The 19,952-nt window shown below is 39.1% G+C and carries 14 protein-coding genes; 2 read left to right on the top strand and 12 right to left on the bottom strand.

Features of this window, described 5'->3' with window-relative positions:
• Positions 1-14 precede the first annotated feature (14 nt).
• Positions 15-1,136, top strand: coding sequence for an acyl-CoA dehydrogenase family protein (locus H4J65_RS07795; protein ID WP_182197244.1), 1,122 nt, complete (start codon positions 15-17; stop codon positions 1,134-1,136).
• Positions 1,137-1,418: 282 nt separating this feature from the next.
• On the opposite strand, the gene mnmH is transcribed toward H4J65_RS07795, so the two are convergent.
• The 9 genes from mnmH to dalD form a co-directional block, all read right to left on the bottom strand.
• Positions 1,419-2,525 carry a tRNA 2-selenouridine(34) synthase MnmH gene (mnmH, locus tag H4J65_RS07790; RefSeq protein ID WP_182197242.1) on the bottom strand — a complete coding sequence of 369 codons (1,107 nt, stop codon included), beginning with the start codon at positions 2,523-2,525 and terminating at the stop codon, positions 1,419-1,421.
• A complete protein-coding gene (selD, locus tag H4J65_RS07785; RefSeq protein WP_310649927.1) occupies positions 2,525-3,559 on the bottom strand; it encodes a selenide, water dikinase SelD in 1,035 nt (344 codons plus the stop codon). Before selD ends, mnmH begins: the two co-directional genes overlap by 1 nt.
• A gap of 85 nt (positions 3,560-3,644) precedes the next feature.
• Positions 3,645-5,249: a cation:proton antiporter gene (locus tag H4J65_RS07780; protein ID WP_182197236.1), complete on the bottom strand. Its 1,605-nt coding sequence runs from the start codon at positions 5,247-5,249 to the stop codon at positions 3,645-3,647.
• 930 nt (positions 5,250-6,179) lie between these two features.
• Complete coding sequence (gene pgi, locus H4J65_RS07775) at positions 6,180-7,826, bottom strand: glucose-6-phosphate isomerase (RefSeq protein WP_182197234.1); 1,647 nt, start codon at positions 7,824-7,826, stop codon at positions 6,180-6,182.
• 83 nt (positions 7,827-7,909) lie between these two features.
• A complete protein-coding gene (gene tkt / locus H4J65_RS07770) occupies positions 7,910-9,919 on the bottom strand; it encodes a transketolase (protein WP_182197232.1) in 2,010 nt (669 codons plus the stop codon).
• Positions 9,920-10,066: 147 nt separating this feature from the next.
• On the bottom strand, positions 10,067-11,020 hold the full coding sequence (gene tal, locus H4J65_RS07765; protein ID WP_182135364.1) for a transaldolase: 954 nt from the start codon (positions 11,018-11,020) through the stop codon (positions 10,067-10,069).
• A 228-nt stretch (positions 11,021-11,248) separates the two neighbouring features.
• Positions 11,249-12,706 carry a xylulokinase gene (xylB, locus tag H4J65_RS07760; RefSeq protein WP_182135362.1) on the bottom strand — a complete coding sequence of 486 codons (1,458 nt, stop codon included), beginning with the start codon at positions 12,704-12,706 and terminating at the stop codon, positions 11,249-11,251.
• 253 nt (positions 12,707-12,959) lie between these two features.
• Positions 12,960-13,637: a hexitol phosphatase HxpB gene (gene hxpB / locus H4J65_RS07755; protein WP_182197230.1), complete on the bottom strand. Its 678-nt coding sequence runs from the start codon at positions 13,635-13,637 to the stop codon at positions 12,960-12,962.
• A 421-nt stretch (positions 13,638-14,058) separates the two neighbouring features.
• A complete protein-coding gene (gene dalD, locus H4J65_RS07750) occupies positions 14,059-15,441 on the bottom strand; it encodes a D-arabinitol 4-dehydrogenase (RefSeq protein WP_220465106.1) in 1,383 nt (460 codons plus the stop codon).
• A 495-nt stretch (positions 15,442-15,936) separates the two neighbouring features.
• On the opposite strand from dalD, the gene H4J65_RS07745 reads away from it, so the two are divergent.
• Complete coding sequence (locus tag H4J65_RS07745; protein WP_182135357.1) at positions 15,937-16,884, top strand: sugar-binding transcriptional regulator; 948 nt, start codon at positions 15,937-15,939, stop codon at positions 16,882-16,884.
• 308 nt (positions 16,885-17,192) lie between these two features.
• Here H4J65_RS07745 and H4J65_RS07740 read toward each other — a convergent pair whose 3' ends face one another.
• From H4J65_RS07740 to H4J65_RS07730, 3 genes are read right to left on the bottom strand one after another with little or no spacing between them, the layout of a single operon-like run.
• Entirely contained in the window at positions 17,193-18,197 is a 1,005-nt protein-coding gene (locus H4J65_RS07740; protein ID WP_182197227.1) for an ABC transporter ATP-binding protein, read from the bottom strand.
• Positions 18,198-18,208: 11 nt separating this feature from the next.
• Positions 18,209-19,039: a carbohydrate ABC transporter permease gene (locus H4J65_RS07735; protein WP_182135254.1), complete on the bottom strand. Its 831-nt coding sequence runs from the start codon at positions 19,037-19,039 to the stop codon at positions 18,209-18,211.
• Positions 19,040-19,042: 3 nt separating this feature from the next.
• Positions 19,043-19,915, bottom strand: a complete 873-nt coding sequence (locus H4J65_RS07730) for a carbohydrate ABC transporter permease (protein WP_182183070.1) — start codon at positions 19,913-19,915, stop codon at positions 19,043-19,045.
• Positions 19,916-19,952: the final 37 nt, after the last annotated feature.

The following is a 19,952-nucleotide window of genomic DNA, read 5'->3' as shown; positions in this document are numbered from 1 at the left end:
ATTAGGAGTTTACTATGGACTTTTCGTTAAACAACGAACAACAAATGATTCAAGATAGTGTATCAAAGTTTATTCTCAACGATTACGATTTTGATACGCGTCGAAAAATACTGGCATCAAAGACAGGTTTTAGTCAAGAAAATTGGCGTTTATTTGCTGAACTTGGTTGGTTAATGCTGCCATTTACCGAAGAAGACGGCGGTTTAGGCGGCTCTATGGTCGACCTTATGTTGGTCATGGAAGAGTTTGGCAAAGGCATGGTTGTTGAACCTTTCCTTGCAACGGCGGTTATGTCTGGTGGTTTAATTGCCTTAGCCGGTGATACAGTGCAAAAAGACGATTACTTACCCAGAATAATGGCAGGTGAGCTGCAAATGGCTTTTGCCTATGCCGAGCCACAAAGTCGTTATCAATTAAACAACGTACAATGTCGTGCTATCGAAAACGAGGGTGAATTTGTTATTACCGGTCAAAAGTCGGTGGTATTAAATGGTAATCATGCTGATACTTTAATTGTTGCCGCACGTACTTCTGGTGCAACAAGTGACGACAATGGCATCAGCTTATTCCTGGTTGACGCTAATCACCCGAGCATTAAACGTGAAGGTTATGCCAATGTTGACGGCCATCAAGCGGCTGACATTTGGTTTGACAATACCCCTACCCTAGACTTGTTAGGTGAGCTAGATAATGCCTTGCCTGCCATGAACAATATTATTGATAAAGCGACATTAGCGATTTGCGCCGAAGCCGTTGGCGCGATGGAAATCGCCCATCAGCGTACCTTAGAATATGCTAAAACACGTAAACAGTTTGGCCGCACGATTGGCTCTTTCCAAGCGATTCAGCACCGTTTAGTTAATATGTTTATCGAGCATCAACAGGCTAAATCTATACTGTTAATGGCGGTATTAAAAATGGACAGTAATAATGGCAGTGATGCAAAAGCATTGTCAGCGGCAAAAAGTCGTATTGGCAAAGCAGCGAGCTTAGTCGGTCGTGAAGCAATACAACTGCACGGTGCTATAGGCATGACAGACGAGCTTGATGTTGGTCATATCTTTAAACGTTTAACCACCATTCAATTTTTGTTTGGTAGCACTGATGCTCATACCAAACGCTTTGCCGCTTTGTAACGCTTTCTCGTTAACCTTAGTCGCTAGCATTTGTCGTTACCATCGTTGTTAGCGATTAACTCAGCCGCTCATTATCTCTTAACGATTAGCGCTATAAAAATGCCTTGAATTGATTACATCCAATTCAAGGCATTTTTTTTCATCTCAGCTTAGGTACTAAATTCGCCAACAAGATTTATCTGCACAACAACTCAGGCAGAGAAAAACAGGGGCTAAATACCCGCTCAAAATCGAATTCCCTTTGCTTTACTTAGGTTAGGTTAGGTCAGATTAGAATAGGTTTTATTTATCCTCTATAAAAGCTAAACATTGCGCATTGTTACCTTGAAAAACAACTCGGTCAGCTTTTAATCCTAACTGGTATTGGTACATAGGATCATAATACTCACTAAGCAAGGGTTTTAACCAATCTAAGTGATACGCTAGTTGACCCTTTTGCTGCTGAGATAAGGCCATACTCTGTATTTGCTTTAATTGACCATAACGTTCTGTACCTAAGCGTTTACGTACTTTGAATAAACCTTGGGCTAAATACTCACTAAAGGCAATAAAACCTTGTTCTTCACCATAGGCGAGTTGGTATTGGGCGGTCATTTTTATGATATATTCTTGGTATATCTGTTCAAGTCGATAATCTAAACTTTCTTCAATCACCACCACTGGCGCTAACGTCATTGCTTGGCGTAAACTTTCTGGTAAATGCACGCTACCAATTAATCTGCCTTCATCTTCCAAGACTAACCGTTGCGCTAAAGAAAACTTACCTTGGATGTATTGTTCAGCCAATTTGTTTTCAAAATTTATTTGATTGGCTTGCGCGGTAACAAAACCGCCAAAACTTGAGCCTCGATGACCGGCCGCGCCTTCTAAATCTAAACTGTTTGCACAATGGGCCAGAAAAGGCGTTTTTCCACTGCCGGTATTACCCGCTAAAATCGTTAAGGGGTGTAAGGCAAGTTGCTCCAATTCGTTCAATAAAAACTGACGCAGTGCTTTGTAGCCTCCGGTAATCAATGGGTAGTTAACCCCTGACTCTTTTAACCAGCCTTGCACCGTTTGTGAACGTAAACCACCACGAAAGCAATATAAATAACCTTGCGGGTTTTCCTGGGCAAAGTTTTGCCAGTGTGCCAGTCGGCTTGCTTTGCTCTGTCCACAAACAAGGGCATTACCCAAAGTAATCGCGGCGGCTTGGCCTTTATTTTTATAACAAAGACCAACTTCAGCGCGTTCATCATTATTCATTAACGGATGATTAATCGACTGACCAAAAGCGCCCTTTTCAAATTCAATCGGTGCGCGTACATCCATTAAAGGCAGTTTATTAGCAATAATAGTACGAAAATCAGCGCTATCGGCGCGCGCTGTTGCTGAACTTTTGATGGCCATTACACTAAGCTTACCGTGGGTGAAGTGGTTGTAACAACTTCGCCAATAGGTTGAAGATTCAAACCATTTTCTTGACATAAGGCTTCAAAAGCTTGCTTACCTGCTGGCTTAACCGCAACAAGTAACCCGCCACTGGTTTGAGGATCGCACAAAAGTATTTTCTGTTTTGGGCTTAACGGCCCAACATGTTCGCCATAACTGGTAAAGTTTCGTTCACAGCCACCAGGTACGCAGCCTTGGTCGATGTAATCATCAACAAAATCAAGACGGGGTACTCGCTCAAAATCAAGCACAGCCGAAACATCACTGCCTTGACACATTTCCAAAAGATGCCCTAACAGCGCAAAACCTGTCACATCTGTCATGGCGGTTACTGTGTCTAGTGCTGCAAATTCTTGCCCAATAGTATTTAAAGTTTTCATCACTTGCGGCGCTATATCGGCATGTTCAGGTAACAATTTACCTTGTTTTTCTGCTGTGGTTAAAATACCAATACCTAAGGGTTTAGTTAAATATAAAAGGTCACCGACCTCGGCGGTATTATTTCGCTTAATCTGCGCGTTATTAATCAGGCCAGTAACCGCTAAGCCAAAAATAGGCTCTGGTGCATCAATTGAATGACCGCCCGCTAACGGAATACCGGCTTCAGCACAAATAGCTCTAGCGCCATCCAGTACTTGTTGGGCGATTTCTGGTGCTAAAATATTAACCGGCCAACCCAAAATAGCTATCGCCATCAGGGGTTTTCCGCCCATGGCGTAAACATCGCTAATAGCGTTACAGGCAGAAATTTTACCAAAGTCAGTTGGGTCATCAACAATCGGCATAAAAAAATCTGTGGTGGAGATCACGGCTTGGTCATTGCCAATATCGAAAACGGCTGCATCATCTTTGGTGCTATTACCCACTAACAGTGAGTTATTCACCGGCAAAGTAAGTGATGACTTTAGCATCACGTCAAGTACCGATGGTGAAATTTTGCAGCCACAGCCTGCGCCGTGTGAGTATTGAGTCAAGCGAATTTTTGTCATGATGTCTCGTATGAAAGAGTAGCAGGTGCCTAATTTACAGTAATACCTGCCCTGTTACACCTGCCGATTACTATTTATAACCTGCCGCTTAACTTGCAGATATACTTTGTTTAACTAATAGTGCCGCTATTTCATGTTGTGCATAGACAAACGAGCTAATGTTAATGCCTGCCAATTCGCTTTTTTCTTCTAAGGTGTTCACTTTCACTATTAAGTTTGCCTTAGGATAGTAATTAAGCACAGCTTCACAAATAATTTGCTTATTTCTCAAAGAATTGGCAGTAACAATAATGCTACTGCTTTGTTCTACCTTTAATGACTCTAATACGGGCTTTTTGTCTAAGTGACCAAAATAGGCATTATAACCACGCTTTCTTGCCAGTAATACATGCTGTAAATCATCAGAAATAATTAAAAAATCAATGCCTTTACTGGTCAGTTCTTTCGCCACAATTCGGCCCAAAATAGCAAAACCACAAACAATAGTATGGTTGCTTGCATCTACCGCGGTTATTTTGTCTGCTTCAAAATATTCAACCACAAAAATGGCGGCTAACTTATAAATATTACTGACCATAAAAGGCGTTAATATCATAGATAACACCGTGATCAATATGAGGAAGCTGCCTAAATTTTCTGAGAGAATATTTTGACTGATTGCCAAGGCAAAAATAGCGAAAGAAAACTCTCCTACTTGGCACAAAGCAATAGCCGATTTTATCGATTCACTTTTATTCGCTTTTGCTCTCATTAGAAAATAAACGATAATAGCTTTTATTATCATCACCAAGGCTAATATACCCAGTACCCAATGTAAGTTGCTGATAAAAAATAACACATCGATTTTTGTGCCAATAGAAAAGAAAAACGCCCCTAATAATAAATCTTTATATGAGGATATGTCTGATTCTACTTTTATGTGGAATTTAGTTTCTGCGATGATCATACCCGCAATAAATGCGCCTAAAGAATAAGTAAAGCCCATTTCATGAGCAATCAGTGAAGCACCCAACACAATAGTAAATACCGAACTTAAAAATAACTCTTCCATGCGCGCATTTGCTGAGAAATGCAGTAACCAAGTAATGATTTTTTTGCCAATAGTAAACATGAAAATAATGATAAGGCTGGCATAAAAAAGCGTTTTTAATAAAATATCAACTAGCGATAATTCATTATTGGATAAAAAACCCATTAATAATAAAATAGGGATCACCGCCAAGTCTTGAAAAACTAAGATAGCAACTGACTTTTTACCATAAGGGGTAACAATATCTTTTGATTTTTTCAAATAGGGTAATACGATAGCCGTTGAGGATAAGCTAAATGAAAGCGCAATAATTAATGACGATATCGGTTCAACATTAAAACCATAAAAGGCAATAATAAAAATAACAATAGAGCTAAAAGCAACCTGTATAAAACCATTAAAAAATATCAGTTCTTTCATTTTACCCAGCTTAGAAAATGACATTTCCAAACCAATAGTAAACATAAGAAAAACAATACCAAATTCTCCAATTAGCTCAAGAGAGTGAGGTGTGGTGCTGCCATTAAAATCAAAAAAATTACTGACAATAGTGCCAGTAATAATATAACCAATAATATGCGAAATAGAGAATTTGGTTAATACAATATTGATAACGCTCGCTAGCGCCAAGGATACAGCAATAATAACAAGTATGGAGTCCATCTAAGCCCTTAAATTAACCTGACTATTTATATCAGTAATTAAAAATTTATCTGATAAGTTATATGCACATTACAGACCACTAAAGAAATAAAAGCAATACACCAGCAATGCACTAAGTGATGAAAATAATTATTTTAATTCAATAAGTTAAAAATAAATAGTAATAATTCTGTGCATTAAATTTTTATCTGATGCTTACTCTTAATGCACGCGCACCATTATAGTGCAACTAGAGGGCTATATTAATCATTAATTAACTGAGGAGTTAAGCACAAAGCTTAAGCCAAAAAGCAATAAATTGATCGATGGATGGGTAATAAAGTGAATGAATATCGATATTGTCTTGAAGTTAGGTTCAAGCGAAAACTACAAGCCTGTAACAAAATCTGTTACAGGCTCGAAACTAGTTATTATTAATCTAAGCACTGGCTATTTTCAATGACTCCTGCGTAAATCACCTAACACGTAGCGCATTGAAAAAAGTGTTGTCGACCATTAATTGAAAGCTGTTTTTCAGCATAAGTATCAGTTTACGAAAAAGCCATTAACCAGTTATCGCTATGGTTTTAGTTAAGAGCATCATTTTACCCTATTGCAATGCTCAACTAGGATGCTTCTGCGGTTGTAATATTAAGGTTTTAACTCCAATTCAATAAATAGCCGCAAGTTTCCATTTATATCTTTTTTTATGTTTTTATGTTTTTTCATTTCAGTTTTCTAGCTATGCTTGTTATACCTTAACTGAAGTAGTGGAATGCATGACGCTACGACAAAATTAATCGCCTATGTTAATTATATTAGCAAAAGTATTTAGACACTGAGCTGACTGTGCTCAACATTAGTGTCTAAATGACTGATATCTGAATGACTAATATTTGAATGACTAATATTTGAATAAATAGGATCTAAGTACTTTTCAATGGTCTATTTTCAACCCTTTTTGAATTCATGATAAAAATTAATTAGACCAACTGTTGAGCTATCATATGAGTCATTAACATAGTTTGATTCAAGCTCTGCCTGTATTTTAATCGCTAATCCTTTACCCAACTCAACCCCCCATTGATCAAAAGAACAAATTTGCAGAATAATCCCTTGAACAAATATTTTATGCTCATAGAGGGCAATCAAACTCCCTAATGAACGAGGAGAAATACGCTTCATTAATATCGTATTGGTTGGACGATTACCTTGATGAATTTTATGAGGAGCGACTTTATTGATGTAATCTGGTGTTCGCCCTTTAGCTTTTAAGTCTGCTCTTACCTGTTCTTCATTTACCCCTTGCATTAATGCTTGTGTTTGTGCAAAAAAGTTCGCCATTAAGGTCTCATGGTGTCCTTCAATCGGCGTAACACTTTCAACTGAACCGATGAAATCAGCAGGCACTACATTATTACTTTGGTGTAAATATTGGTAAAAAGCATGCTGCCCATTAATACCGAGTTCACCCCAGATAGAAGGAACCGTTGGGTAAGTGATGGTTTCGCCATTCATGGTAACCGACTTACCGTTACTTTCCATTTCAGCCTGTTGTAGATAAGCTGAAAGCATATGTAATGACTGATCGTAGGGAAGAATAGCCTGTGATCTTGCGCCTAAAAAAGTACAGTTCCAAACACTTAATAGGGCGAGAATAACCGGGGCATTTTTTTCTAGTGGCGCACTACAAAAATGATTATCTATTTCATGAGCACCTTCAAGTAATTCGATGAAACGCTCGAAACCTAAATCTAACGCTATCGGTAAGCCAATTGCCGACCATAATGAAAAGCGGCCACCAACCCAATCCCACATATCAAAAATATTTTCAGGGGCGATACCAAACTCTGTCGCATTCTTCTTATTAGAAGAAACGGCTACAAAATGTTGTGCGATAGCTGATTGATCAAATGACGAGGCAACTAGCCAATTCATTGCAGTTTTCGCATTGGTCATGGTTTCTTTGGTGGTAAAGGTTTTGCTCGAGACAATAAACAACACTGTTTCTGGATTTAACGGCCTTAGCACGTTGGCAATCTGGGTCCCGTCAACGTTTGAAACATAGTGAACGTTAATACGGTTATCGCTATATTGCTTTAACGCTTCAGTAACCATTTGTGGCCCCAGATTAGAGCCACCCACACCGATATTGACTACGTCAGTTATTCGTTGTCCAGAATAACCTTTCCATAACCCTTCGCGCACTTTGTCGGTAAAAGACTTCATGTGCAGCAAGGCATTATTTACTTGTTCACTAACCTCCTTGCCGTCAATAATGATTGATTTATTTGAACGGTCGCGCAATGCTGTATGAAGTACGGCACGATCTTCAGTATAATTGATCGGCTCGCCACTAAACATTTTCTCTCGCCAGCCTTCAATATCGCAATCTCTCGCTAGCTCAATTAAATTATCGACTGTTTCTTTTGATATTAGGTTTTTTGAATAGTCCAACATAAATGGTGACAGCTTAATAGAAAACTGCTCAAAGCGGGCACTGTCATTGGCAAACAATTCACTCATATGTTGTTGTTTCATAAAGCTTGCATGGCTGACCAATTTTTTCCAACTCGCCAGTGAAGTTCTAGGTGTCATTTTCATCTCCGTTTCTCGTGTACAGCTAATATCAAAAGAATTTTTCTATTTATTATTTATTGCTTATTACTTATTGCTGAAAATCACCTATTGGAGCTCAACAGCGCTATTGCGGTATTAACCACGTGCTCTACGGTAAAGCCAAAGTGATTAAGGAGCTGATTACCCGGCGCAGATTCACCAAAGCTGCTCATACCAATAACCTTGCCGTTTCTGCCAACATATTTATACCAAAAATCAACATGTGCTGCTTCTATGGCTATTATTGATTTAACGTCACTGGGCAGCACAGACTCTTGATATTTATCGCTTTGTCTGTCAAAAACATTAGTACTGGGCATAGAAACGACTCGCACTTGTACACCTGATTGGCTTAAACGTTCTGCAGCGTCTACCGCTAAACTGACTTCAGAGCCGGTTGCGATTAAAATAAGTTCAGGCTTGTTCTGGCAAGCTTTTAGTATATAGCCACCTTTGGCAATATTATTTACCTGTGCGTTATCACGGTGTTGGTGTGACAAATTTTGACGGCTAAAAATTAATGCTGACGGGCCATTTTGTTTGGTGATCGCTGATTTCCAAGCCACCGCTGACTCAACCGCATCACAAGGTCGCCAAGTTATTAAATTGGGCGTCATGCGCAAGTTAGCTATTTGCTCTATGGGTTGATGAGTTGGCCCATCTTCTCCTTGTGCAATAGAGTCATGGGTGTAGACGAAAATATTTTGAATAGACATCAAAGCTGACATTCTTACCGCATTACGGGCATATTCCATAAACATCAGGAAAGTTGCCCCATAATTAATAAAACCGTTATGCAATGAAATACCGTTCATGATGCCGCTCATCCCGAATTCGCGAACACCGTAAAAAAGGTAATTTCCATCCGCATCATCTCCCGTAATACCTTTAGAGCCTGACCATAAGGTGAGGTTTGAACCAGCTAAATCTGCTGAGCCACCTAATAGCTCAGGTAACAATTTTCCGTATGCTTCAATCGAATTCTGTGATGCTTTTCGACTGGCTATATTTTGGCCATCTTTTTGACATTGAGCGATAAACAAATCAGCATTTTTTTCAAATAACGCGGGTAAGTTTTGTTCAATAACACGACGTTGATATTCATTGCCCAATTCGGGATGGGCTTGCTTATATTTTGTAAAAAGTTGTTGCCATTGTTTTTCTTGCTCAACCCCTGATTTTTTGGCGTCCCAGCTAGCATAAATATCTGCAGGGATTTCAAAAGGAGCATGCGGCCAGTTTAAAAAGTTGCGGGTTGCTGCTATCTCATCTTCCCCTAACGGTGAGCCATGACAGTCGTGTGAGCCTGACTTGTTAGGTGAGCCAAATCCTATAATAGTTTTACAGCAGATCAGCGTTGGCTTATCAGTGACAAGTTTAGCTTGTTCAATCGCTTGTTGAATTTGTACTGGGTCATGGCCATCAACATCAGCAATAACATGCCAGTTGTAAGCGGCAAAGCGCGCTGGGGTGTTATCGGTAAACCATCCCTTTACATCGCCATCAATCGAAATACCGTTATCGTCCCAAAATACCACTAATTTACCTAGGCCTAATGTACCCGCTAACGAACAAACTTCATGAGATATACCTTCCATTAGGCAACCATCACCTAAAAAGCAATACGTATAATGATCAACAATTTCAAACGTTTTACGATTAAAATGTGCCGCTAGCGTTTTTTCAGCAATCGCCATACCAACGGCATTTGATAAACCAGCGCCTAACGGACCTGTTGTGGTTTCTACGCCTGGGGTATAGCCATATTCTGGGTGACCAGGAGTTTTAGAGTGTAACTGTCTAAATTGTTTTATTTGCTCAATGGGTAAGTCATAGCCAGATAAATGTAACAATGAATAAGTTAACATCGAACCATGGCCATTACTTAAAACAAACCTGTCTCGGTCTGACCAATTGGGGTTATTTGGGTTATGTTTTAAAAAGTCATTCCATAATACTTCAGCAATATCTGCCATCCCCATGGGGGCACCTGGGTGACCAGATTTTGCTTGTTGTACAGCATCCATGCTTAACGCACGAATAGCATTGGCTAACTGTTGTCGAGTAGTCATTTTGTGATCCTGTTTTGATAATGAATTGCTTACTTAGTTACTATCTGTCGGCAAGAGGTAAGCTATGGAATGTGGGATGAAAAAGCAGTATGGCCAAATGACGATAAGGGGATTTATCACTTGACCATACAAGCCATAATTATTTTATTACACGGCAGTTTTTTGAGATATTAATGAAGTAACCAGTGTTTCCAACGACTTTTGGTCCGCCGAAAACTGGGTAATTCCACTGACAAGTTTCTCTTTTGCCATCGGATCATTTTCGTGTTGGCAAGTAAAGCGCTCTTCATCTAGCGGCTCTATCTCAGTACGAGGTTTAACGGCAATATCATCGGCATTTAACTTAACAACAAGTTCGCCTTCTGTTTCTTGTAGTTGCGTTAACAAGGTAGGAGAAATCGTTAACAAATCACAACCAGCAAGTTCAATGATTTCACGAGTATTTCTAAAGCTTGCGCCCATAATTACTGTGCTATATCCATAAGATTTATAATAATGATAAATACGTGTTACCGATTGAACGCCAGGATCATCAGCACCGATAAAGTCTTTATTTTCGTTCTGTTTATACCAATCTAATATTCGTCCGACAAAAGGCGAAATTAAAGTAACCTTTGCTTCCGCACATGCAATCGCCTGAGCCATACTAAATAACAGTGTTAAATTACAAGAAATACCTTCTTTCTCTAACTGCTCAGCGGCTTTAATGCCCTGCCAGGTTGCCGCTAACTTGATTAAAATTCGATCTTTGTTAATACCGGCGGCTTGATATAAGGCAATTAACTTTCGACCTTTTTCAATACTTGCCTGCGTATCATAAGAAAGTCGAGCGTCAACTTCGCTGGAAATTCTCCCTGGAATAATTTTCAGTATTTCACAACCAAAATTAACAATCAGTTGATCGCAAACATCATCCACCTGACCCTGAGTTTTAGCTATCGCGTCATCAATTAGATGTTGGTACTGTGGTAACTTTGCTGCTTGTAAAATTAATGATGGATTGGTGGTTGCATCAATAGGGTTTAGTTCTTTGATTGAATCAACATCGCCGCTATCAGCGACAACTATCGTTACTTTTTTCAATTGTTCTAATAAGTTCATGTTAGTCCTATAAAAGAGTTAATTTGATAATTTTACTAACGGCTTTATCACTGAGTTTTAACCGTTTAATTAATTACATTTTTGCTGAAATTTTGTTGCAATTATAAAGCGTTAATAGCGGGTGTTTTTGCTTTTAACGCTAAATATTATCGACACTTCACAGTGATTTTTTGTGGTTTTGCCAAGCAAACGCTAAGCTTTTTTATTTACTACAGGCTAGTTACTTGATTAAAAATAACCTTTCAAACTAGTGTAAAGCTTGCGATATGTTTGATATTGCGGCTGATAGTAAGTAGACATGGCACTATCACTCTCAATAACTTTAGTGATCTTGCCTGGCTGACAAACACTTTGCGGTGACTCTTTTGATATGGCTATTCGTGCTAAGCGCGCAGCACCAAAAGCAGGACCCACTTCCCCCCCTTCCCGGTAGATCAGTGGCTGATTTAGTACACTTGCTAATATTTTTCCCCATAATTGACTTCGAGCACCACCGCCAATTACCGACACTTGACCTATTTCAGTACCACCGTCCAACAACACTTGCTGTGCGTCGGCAAAAGCAAATGCAACGCCTTCTAAAACGGCACGCCCTAATGTGCTGCGCGTAGAATTATGTGATAAACCAAAAAATACACCTTTAGCATTAGGATTATTATGGGGCGTACGCTCACCAGATAAATAGGGTAAAAAAGTAACCGCACAGGGTTTAGTAAAATCCTCAGTTTCCACTTCATCTAATAAAGCTTTTTCATTAGCGGCTCCGGTCAGTTTAGTTACCCAACTTAAACAACTCGCTGCACTAAGAATAACTGACATTTGATGCCAAGTTTCAGGAATACAATGACAGAAAGTATGAACTGCACCATCGGTATTCGACTGATAGTCTTTATTAGCGACAAAGAAAACGCCTGACGTGCCTAAAGACAAAAAGGCTTCGTTCGGATTAATCACACCAATACCAGCTGCTCCAGCGGCATTATCACCCGCACCCGCCGCTACCGGCACCTGCTTAACACCCCACTGCTTAGCTACGCTAGCACGCAATATTCCAGTAACTTCTGTGCCTTCAAATAATTCAGGCATATGAGACTTATCTAAATCAGTTGCCGCTAGCATTTCATCTGACCACTGTCGATTTGCAACATCTAGCCATAGCGTGCCAGAGCTGTCTGACATATCTGAGGCATAATCACCGGTCATTAATAGACGAAGGTAGTCTTTGGGTAAGAGAACTTTTTTTATTTTATCAAACAGATGAGGTTCATTTTTTTTCACCCATGCCAGTTTCGGTGCTGTAAAGCCAGGCATAGCGATGTTGCCGGTAATATCACGACTATTGGTTATTCTTTGCTCTATTTCAGCACATTCAGTATAACTACGACCATCATTCCATAAAATGGCTGGACGAATAATATTGTCATTATCATCGAGTAAGGTTGCACCGTGCATTTGCCCCGACAAGCCAATGGCCTTTACGTCAGAGAGTGCTTTACCATGCTCAGCTTTTAATTGAGCCATCGCAAAGTTTGTTGCCTGCCACCAATGTTTAGGGTCTTGCTCTGACCATAAGTTTTCTAGACGAGATATTGTTAATGAAGACGAAGCTTGCCCGATAAGCTGCTCATCCTCTGCAAGTATAACAATTTTAACGCCAGAAGTTCCTAAATCGATTCCTAAATACATAAACCTATCTCTTTGTTTTATCGTTGTTTTTATTGTTGTCTTTTATAATGCAACTCTAATTGCTTTCCCTTTTAAGATAAAGGATTAGTTACCTTTAATCGTCAAACGGGGACGTTTTTATAAAATCAAAACGAATACTGCTGATAAGCATAGAAAACCAAAAAATTCTAAGCCTACAAAACGTGTCACATTGCCAAGGCAGCCGTTACTGCAATAAATTAAATAAAATGACAAAAAACCTGTGAAGCTCTGCCTATACGTTATTGGCGAGAACGCTAGGTTGTGCTTTATTTATTAAATAATGTTCAATTTCCTCAAGCGAGGTAAAAATACCATCAGCAATACTAAACTTAGGATCGGCAATGTCTTCAGGTATGACATAAGTCGTAATTGCTGCTGCTTTTCCTGAGATCATGCCAGTAACGCTATCCTCAATAATTATGCATTGCTCTTTGTTTGACTTTAGTTGTGTCATAGCGCTTAAATACACAGCTGGATGGGGCTTTCCATACTTTTCGTTATCCGCACTACAAATCACGGTAAAAAAATCCCTAATCGACAAGTGATCTAGCACTGCATTAATGACGGGAACGCTAGAGGATGTTGCTAAACCGATGTTGAAATTATTTTTTTTCAAATAGTTCAGTAAGCTGTATAAACCGGCTTTAGCTTGTCCTTGCTCACGAATATGGCTAATTACCGAATGCATAATATTTTGTTGTAGCTCAATATTCGATATCGGCAGATCAAAACGTCGGCACCAAGTATCAGCTAAGTCGTCTAATTTTCGCCCCATAGTATAATTAATACAGTCATCTATAGTAATTTTGACCTTGTATTTACTAAGTTCTTCTATTTGCGCCTGACGCCAGAATGGTTCTGAGTCAATCAGTACACCGTCCATATCGAAAATAACAGTTTTTATATTCATAAATTAATATCCATAAAATTTGTACCATCATATATAGTGAGCCAAACCCGTTACTAAAACGCAATTAAGCATGTGGATTACTATTTTTTTGATTTCAGGAACTACCGCAAGAATTATAATAATTCCTTTTACAAGCTTTTGCAGATAACCAAAAATATTCATTTACGTTGAAATAATAGCTAAAATTAAAACTCCAACCCTGCTATTAAATAAAGCCCTGCGCCCTAAAGTTAAACTTGCAGCACCCATAGCAATCAGCCCACAAGTCATAACACTCACTAATATAAAAGGAGGACAGCACTGCGTTTAACTATTTTAACAACACCTGTAGCTGTTATAAAACCTGCTAACTTAGTACTCTACAATCAATAGGTTGAGAGACTAAGCTTAGTTTCATTTCGCTTAATATGCTGTAGATCAGCTAGCCCATATGATTTATTTTTAGATATAATTCATTAATTTTATCTCGCAACATGATCTCAAATTCAGCTTTCTCAGCAAGCTTGCCAAAAAGCATGCTGTTCTGAGAGTAAACTTTAATAGGATCGTCACTTGCGTACATATTAGTCACTAATTGCTTATCGATAATGCCATCTTGGTATTGATAAGGTAGCGCACTTTCATGCCATTTCTTTAAGAAAATAAAGAATAATGCCGGTAACATTGCGGTTGCTTCAGGCGATTTATTATTTTGATAACAGTCAATTAGTGTCGGTGTAATCATTGCTGGTATTTTAGAAAAACCATCCGCCGCAACCCGTTGATTCGTATCCTTGATGTTAATATTCGCAAAACGTTCAAGCACAATATCACGGTAGCTAAACAAATCTATTTCATTACTATTTAAACTTGGAATAACATCTTCAGTGATATAATCAAAGGCCATATTATAAATAAAATCGATAGCAACACTTTCATATATAAAGGATTTACCTAATAATGTTCCTGCCCATGCGATGCAGCTGTGCGAGGCATTTAAAATCCGAATCTTAGCTTCTTCATAAGGCACAACAGATTCAACCACTTCTACCCCTACTGAAGCTAAATTAGGCCATGGTGTAATAAAGTTATCTTCAATCACCCATTGTATATATGACTCCGCCATCACAGGCGCATTGTCATCTATACCGGTTTTTTCTTTAATACGTTGTGGCAAATCTTCAGTTGGCCGTGGCGTTATGCGGTCAACCATAGTGTTTGGACAAGTTATGTTATCACCGAGCCAAGTTAGTAATGTCTCGTCTTTTTGTAATTGTAAAAACTCCACTAATCCATTATAAAAACGCTGGCCATTATGGCGTAAATTATCACAATTTAATAAGGTCACAGGGCCATGATTACCTAGCATTCTTTTACGAAGAATACTGGCCACTACACCGTAAATGGTTTTTGTATCACCAGACAAGTCAGCTTTGACCGCCTCGTTTGATTGATCGAGTTTATTATTGGTATCTAAATAATATCCCGCTTCAGTGACAGTAAAAGAAATCACTTTAGTTGCCGCTAAAGCCCCAACAGTTATTAACGGTGCCAAGTCTTCCTGCCACGGAACTATATTTTTTATTGAGGTGATTTTTTCGTACTTACTTTCGCCTTGCGGTGAGATAGTTTCAAGTACATATTCCCCTTGTTGTTCGCGAAGGCACTTTGCTATGGCTTCATCTTCGCCGCGCATATTACCAGCGGTAATAGACCACGTATTATCACCTGCTTCTATAAGCTTGTGCATATACCAAGCTTGGTGAGAACGGTGGAATGCCCCTAAACCAATGTGTAGCCATGTGTAACTATGTGAATTACTCAAACCATTAACCTTTAATAGACATTTCGTTGAGAGGTACTATATTCCAAGGTCGAATAAATGTCCATAGCTTGAGCAATTATTTGAATACAATCAAAAGATTTTTATTTAAAATAATATCTACAGGTAAATAACCCACTTTATATTGATGCCCATACTGTTTATTCATGCTTGATTAACACCATATTAAAGTGGACAAAAACATGAATTTAAACATTAGTTTTTAATGCGAACCTTAGGTCTGGTCCCTAAAACTGGCTTAAACAACGATAGAACCCTGCTTACCTATCGGCCAATAAATCAATAATAATTCGTTAACGATCCTATGCTACTGTATGACCTAAAGTGTTAATTTTTAATATATTATTAAATAGACGAATACTTGATACATTAGTACAATAGTCAGGCTGTTCTTTGATAAACCCCTACATTGAATGGTTAAGTATCGTATTTCGATTACGTTAATCAAGGCTAAAAATTTACACAAAGAGATTACTAATGACAGTAGATTATAAACATGACAACCTCGTTAGAGCTGCTTGGCTATATTATGTATTGGGTAAGAATCAAAGTGAGATAGCTACTATCCTGGGTGTTTCTAGACCTTCAGTACAGCGCATGATTGCTTCTGCGAATGATAAAGGTTTAGTGTCAGTTGATATTAAACACCCGGTCTCTGTTTGCCTTGAATATGAATTATTGATTAGTAAAAAATATGACTTATCACTTTGCCGTATCGTGCCTTATGCACAAGACAGCAAATCTGATCATAAAAGCTTAGTTTCTTACGGGGCTTCCCAAGTTATTTCTAGATATATAAAACAAGAAAAATCATTGAACATAGGCATTGGCTCTGGCTTAACGTTAAAACGCTCTATTAACTATCTTGAGAAACTTAACCAGCCGCAACATAAATGTATCGCTTTAATTAGCCAAATGAATTTCGAAGGCTTATGTAATTATTATGATGATGTGCCGCTGTTGTTTGCAGATAAAATTAAAGCTGGTTATTATCAACTGCCTGCTCCTTTTTACTCTAAGAATGCAGAAAATCACAAAATGTGGTGCAACACCGACCTATATCAAGAGCTGGCGGTAAAAGCGAGTAATGCTGATGTTATCTTTATCGGTATTGGCTCCATTGGTGATTCAAGCCCTATCGTATCTAATGGTTTTATTACTAATAATGAATCTGAAGCCTTGCAAAAGAAAGGGGCTGTAGGTGAAATTTTAGGTCGTTTCTTTGACTGCCACGGAAAAGTTATCAAGCACGCAATCAATGAACGCGTGACCAGTTACGATCTTAGAAAAAGTAAAAAAGCGAAAATAATAGGAATTGCCTCAGGGGAAGATAAACAAGCGGCAATATTAGCCTCATTAGAGGGAAAATGGATTAATGGTTTAGTCACTGATGAACAAACCGCCAGATGGTTACTTACTCAGTAGGTTAAGCTATAAATACCCACAAAACATCTATAGATTAATGTGTTTCGAAGATGATATATAATCGAAGACTGGCAGGATTTTCGTTAAATGCAGAGTCGAACACATTAATATTCATATCAAAAGCCCAAGCTATCAATCCCCTAACGCTTCGCTTGTCTCATGCTTTTAACCCTCCATCAATCTAGATGAAAGCAATTTTAAGCTCAGTTGGCTAGTAAAGTAATCTTGCTGATAGATATGATACTTTGTGCCCTTAGGCACAAAGTATCATTGGTTACAAACATGATAGAGGGATTAGCCTCAACATATTATTGAGACAAAGTAAGACCTGCGGCATCAAAATGTAGCATCTTGTTTTCTACGGCACTTAAATAAATATTGTCGCCATAAACATAAGGGCAATCGCCACCGGCTTTTACAGTAAAAGTGGCATTACCTTCAACATGCACATGTAAAAAAGTTTCAGAGCCAAGATGTTCGATAACCCCTACTTTTCCAGGCCAGGTACCTGATGTTGTTGATATAGTAATATGCTCAGGTCTTATGCCTAAGCAACAAGTGGCATCGGTAGCCGTTGGCTCAACAGCTATAAAGTTCATTTTTGGCGAACCAATAAAACCCGCCACAAATTTATTCACTGGCGTGTTGTAAAGCTCAAGTGGGCTACCCACTTGCTCGATGATGCCGGCATTAAATACCGCAATACGATCGGCCATTGTCATGGCTTCTACCTGATCATGGGTAACATAAATCATGGTCGTGGCGAGGGTTTTATGCAGCTCAGAAATCTCTAAACGCATATTGACCCGCAAAGACGCATCTAAATTAGATAAGGGCTCATCGAATAAAAAAGCAGAAGGCTGACGCACGATGGCACGACCAATAGCAACACGTTGGCGTTGACCGCCAGATAATTGCCCTGGTTTACGGTCAAGGTAATCAGATAGGTTTAATGTTTTGGTGACACTTGCTATTTTTTTCTCAATCTCTTCTTTGCTAACTTTCGCACGCTTTAAGGGAAAAGCGATATTGTTGCGCACCGACATATGAGGGTACAAAGCATAAGATTGAAACACCATAGCTAGCCCTCTTTTAGCCGGTGGGGTATCAGTCGCATCTTGGCCATCAATTTCTATGTTGCCGCTGGTGGTGTCTTCTAAGCCCGCAATCATTCTTAATAAGGTGGATTTGCCACAGCCTGACGGCCCCACAAAGACAATAAACTCACCATCTTTAATGGCTAAATCAATCGGTTTAATGACGCTAACATCACCAAAATCTTTTGTTACTTGTTTTAAATTAATACTGCCCATTTTGAAATTTCCTATTTAACGGCGCCGAAACTTAATCCACGCACTAATTGTTTTTGACTAAACCAACCCAATATCAGGATCGGCACTATCGCCATCATTGACGCGGCAGACAACTTGGCATAAAACAAACCTTCGGGGCTTGAATAGCTAGCTATAAAGGCCGTTAATGGCGCGGCGTCGGCGGCGGTTAAAATCAGCGTCCAAAAAGCTTCGTTCCACGCTAAAATTACCGTTAACAATAATGTTGATGCGATACCTGGCAAAGCGATAGGCAAGAGTACATACCAAATTTCCTCAGCAATATTGGCCCCATCCATGCGTGATGCTTCAAGCACTTCACTGGGGATTTCTCTGAAATAGGTGTAGAGCATCCACACCATGATAGGTAAGTTAATTAAGGTCATCACAATCACCAAACCTACTTTAGTATCGAGTAAACCAAAATCACGGAACAACAAGTAAATGGGAATAAGCACACCCACCGGCGGTAACATTTTGGTTGAAAGCATCCACATTAATAAATGTTTAGTGCGTTTAGTTTGTACAAATGCCATGGACCAAGCCGCTGGAATAGCAATGAGTAGCCCTAAAATACTTGAGCCCAGTGAAATCACGATAGAATTCCAAAAGTGGTTAAAGTAAGGCGATCGGGCTAATACCTCTTCATAATTCTCTAGCGTCCAGTCAAACATAAATAAACTTGGGCTAGCAGAGATAGCTTCAGCTTCTGTTTTAAAGCTAGTGATCAAGGTCCATAATATGGGGAAAAATATTAAGCTACTGATCGTCCAAGCTAAAAAGGTATAAATAATTTTTGATCTATGACTATTTTTTATCGACATCGCTTAATCCTCCAAGTTCTTACCAATTAATCGCATTAAGAAAATAGCAACTATATTGGCGATAATAACCGCAACAATGCCGCCTGCTGAGCCACCACCGACATCGAATTGTAATAATGATTGGGTGTAAATCAGATAGGTGATATTGGTTGATTCATAGCCTGGACCACCGCTGGTGGTGACTAATATTTCGGCGAAAATTGACAGCAAGAAGATAGTTTCAATTAAAATTACCGCGGTAATGGCGCGCGATAAGTGCGGCAAAACGATGTAATAAAACTTACTGAAGGGACCCGCACCATCTAAATCGGCGGCGTCAAGTTGCTCTCGATCTAACGATTGAATTGACGTCAGTAATATCAGCGCTGCAAACGGTAACCACTGCCACGAGACAATAATAATGATGGACAATAAGGGTATTTGAGCAAAGAAATCAATCGGCGTCATGCCAAGCCAAGTCGCAAAATGTGCAAATAAACCATTCACCGGGTTCATCAGCATATTTTTCCACACTAAGGCAGACACCGTCGGCATAACAAAGAAGGGGGCTAAGACCATAATACGGACGTAGTTACGACCCCAAATAGCTTGGTCGAGCAAAATAGCTAAACCAATACCACCGCCCAGGGTGATCAGTAAAACACCCCCCACCAGTAATATTGTATTGAAAAATGAGGCAAAAAATGCCGGATCGGTCAGGAAAAATTCATAGTTTAAAAAACCAATAAAGGCATTATTTCCCGGGGTAAGTAGATTGTAATCTAAAAATGAAAAATACAATGTCATGCATAGCGGTACCAACATCCAAGCCAACAGTAAAACAACTGAAGGAAATAACATTAATCGAGCTAGTGTTCGTGAATTTGACGTCGCCATCACCAGAACCTTTTAAAAGTAAAAATTTGGACAAGCC

The organism is Colwellia sp. MB02u-9 (assembly GCF_014077085.1).
Classification (GTDB): Bacteria; Pseudomonadota; Gammaproteobacteria; order Enterobacterales; family Alteromonadaceae; genus Cognaticolwellia.
The sequence above is the reverse complement of the archived record's forward strand: the minus strand, read 5'-3'. Positions and strand labels throughout refer to the sequence as shown.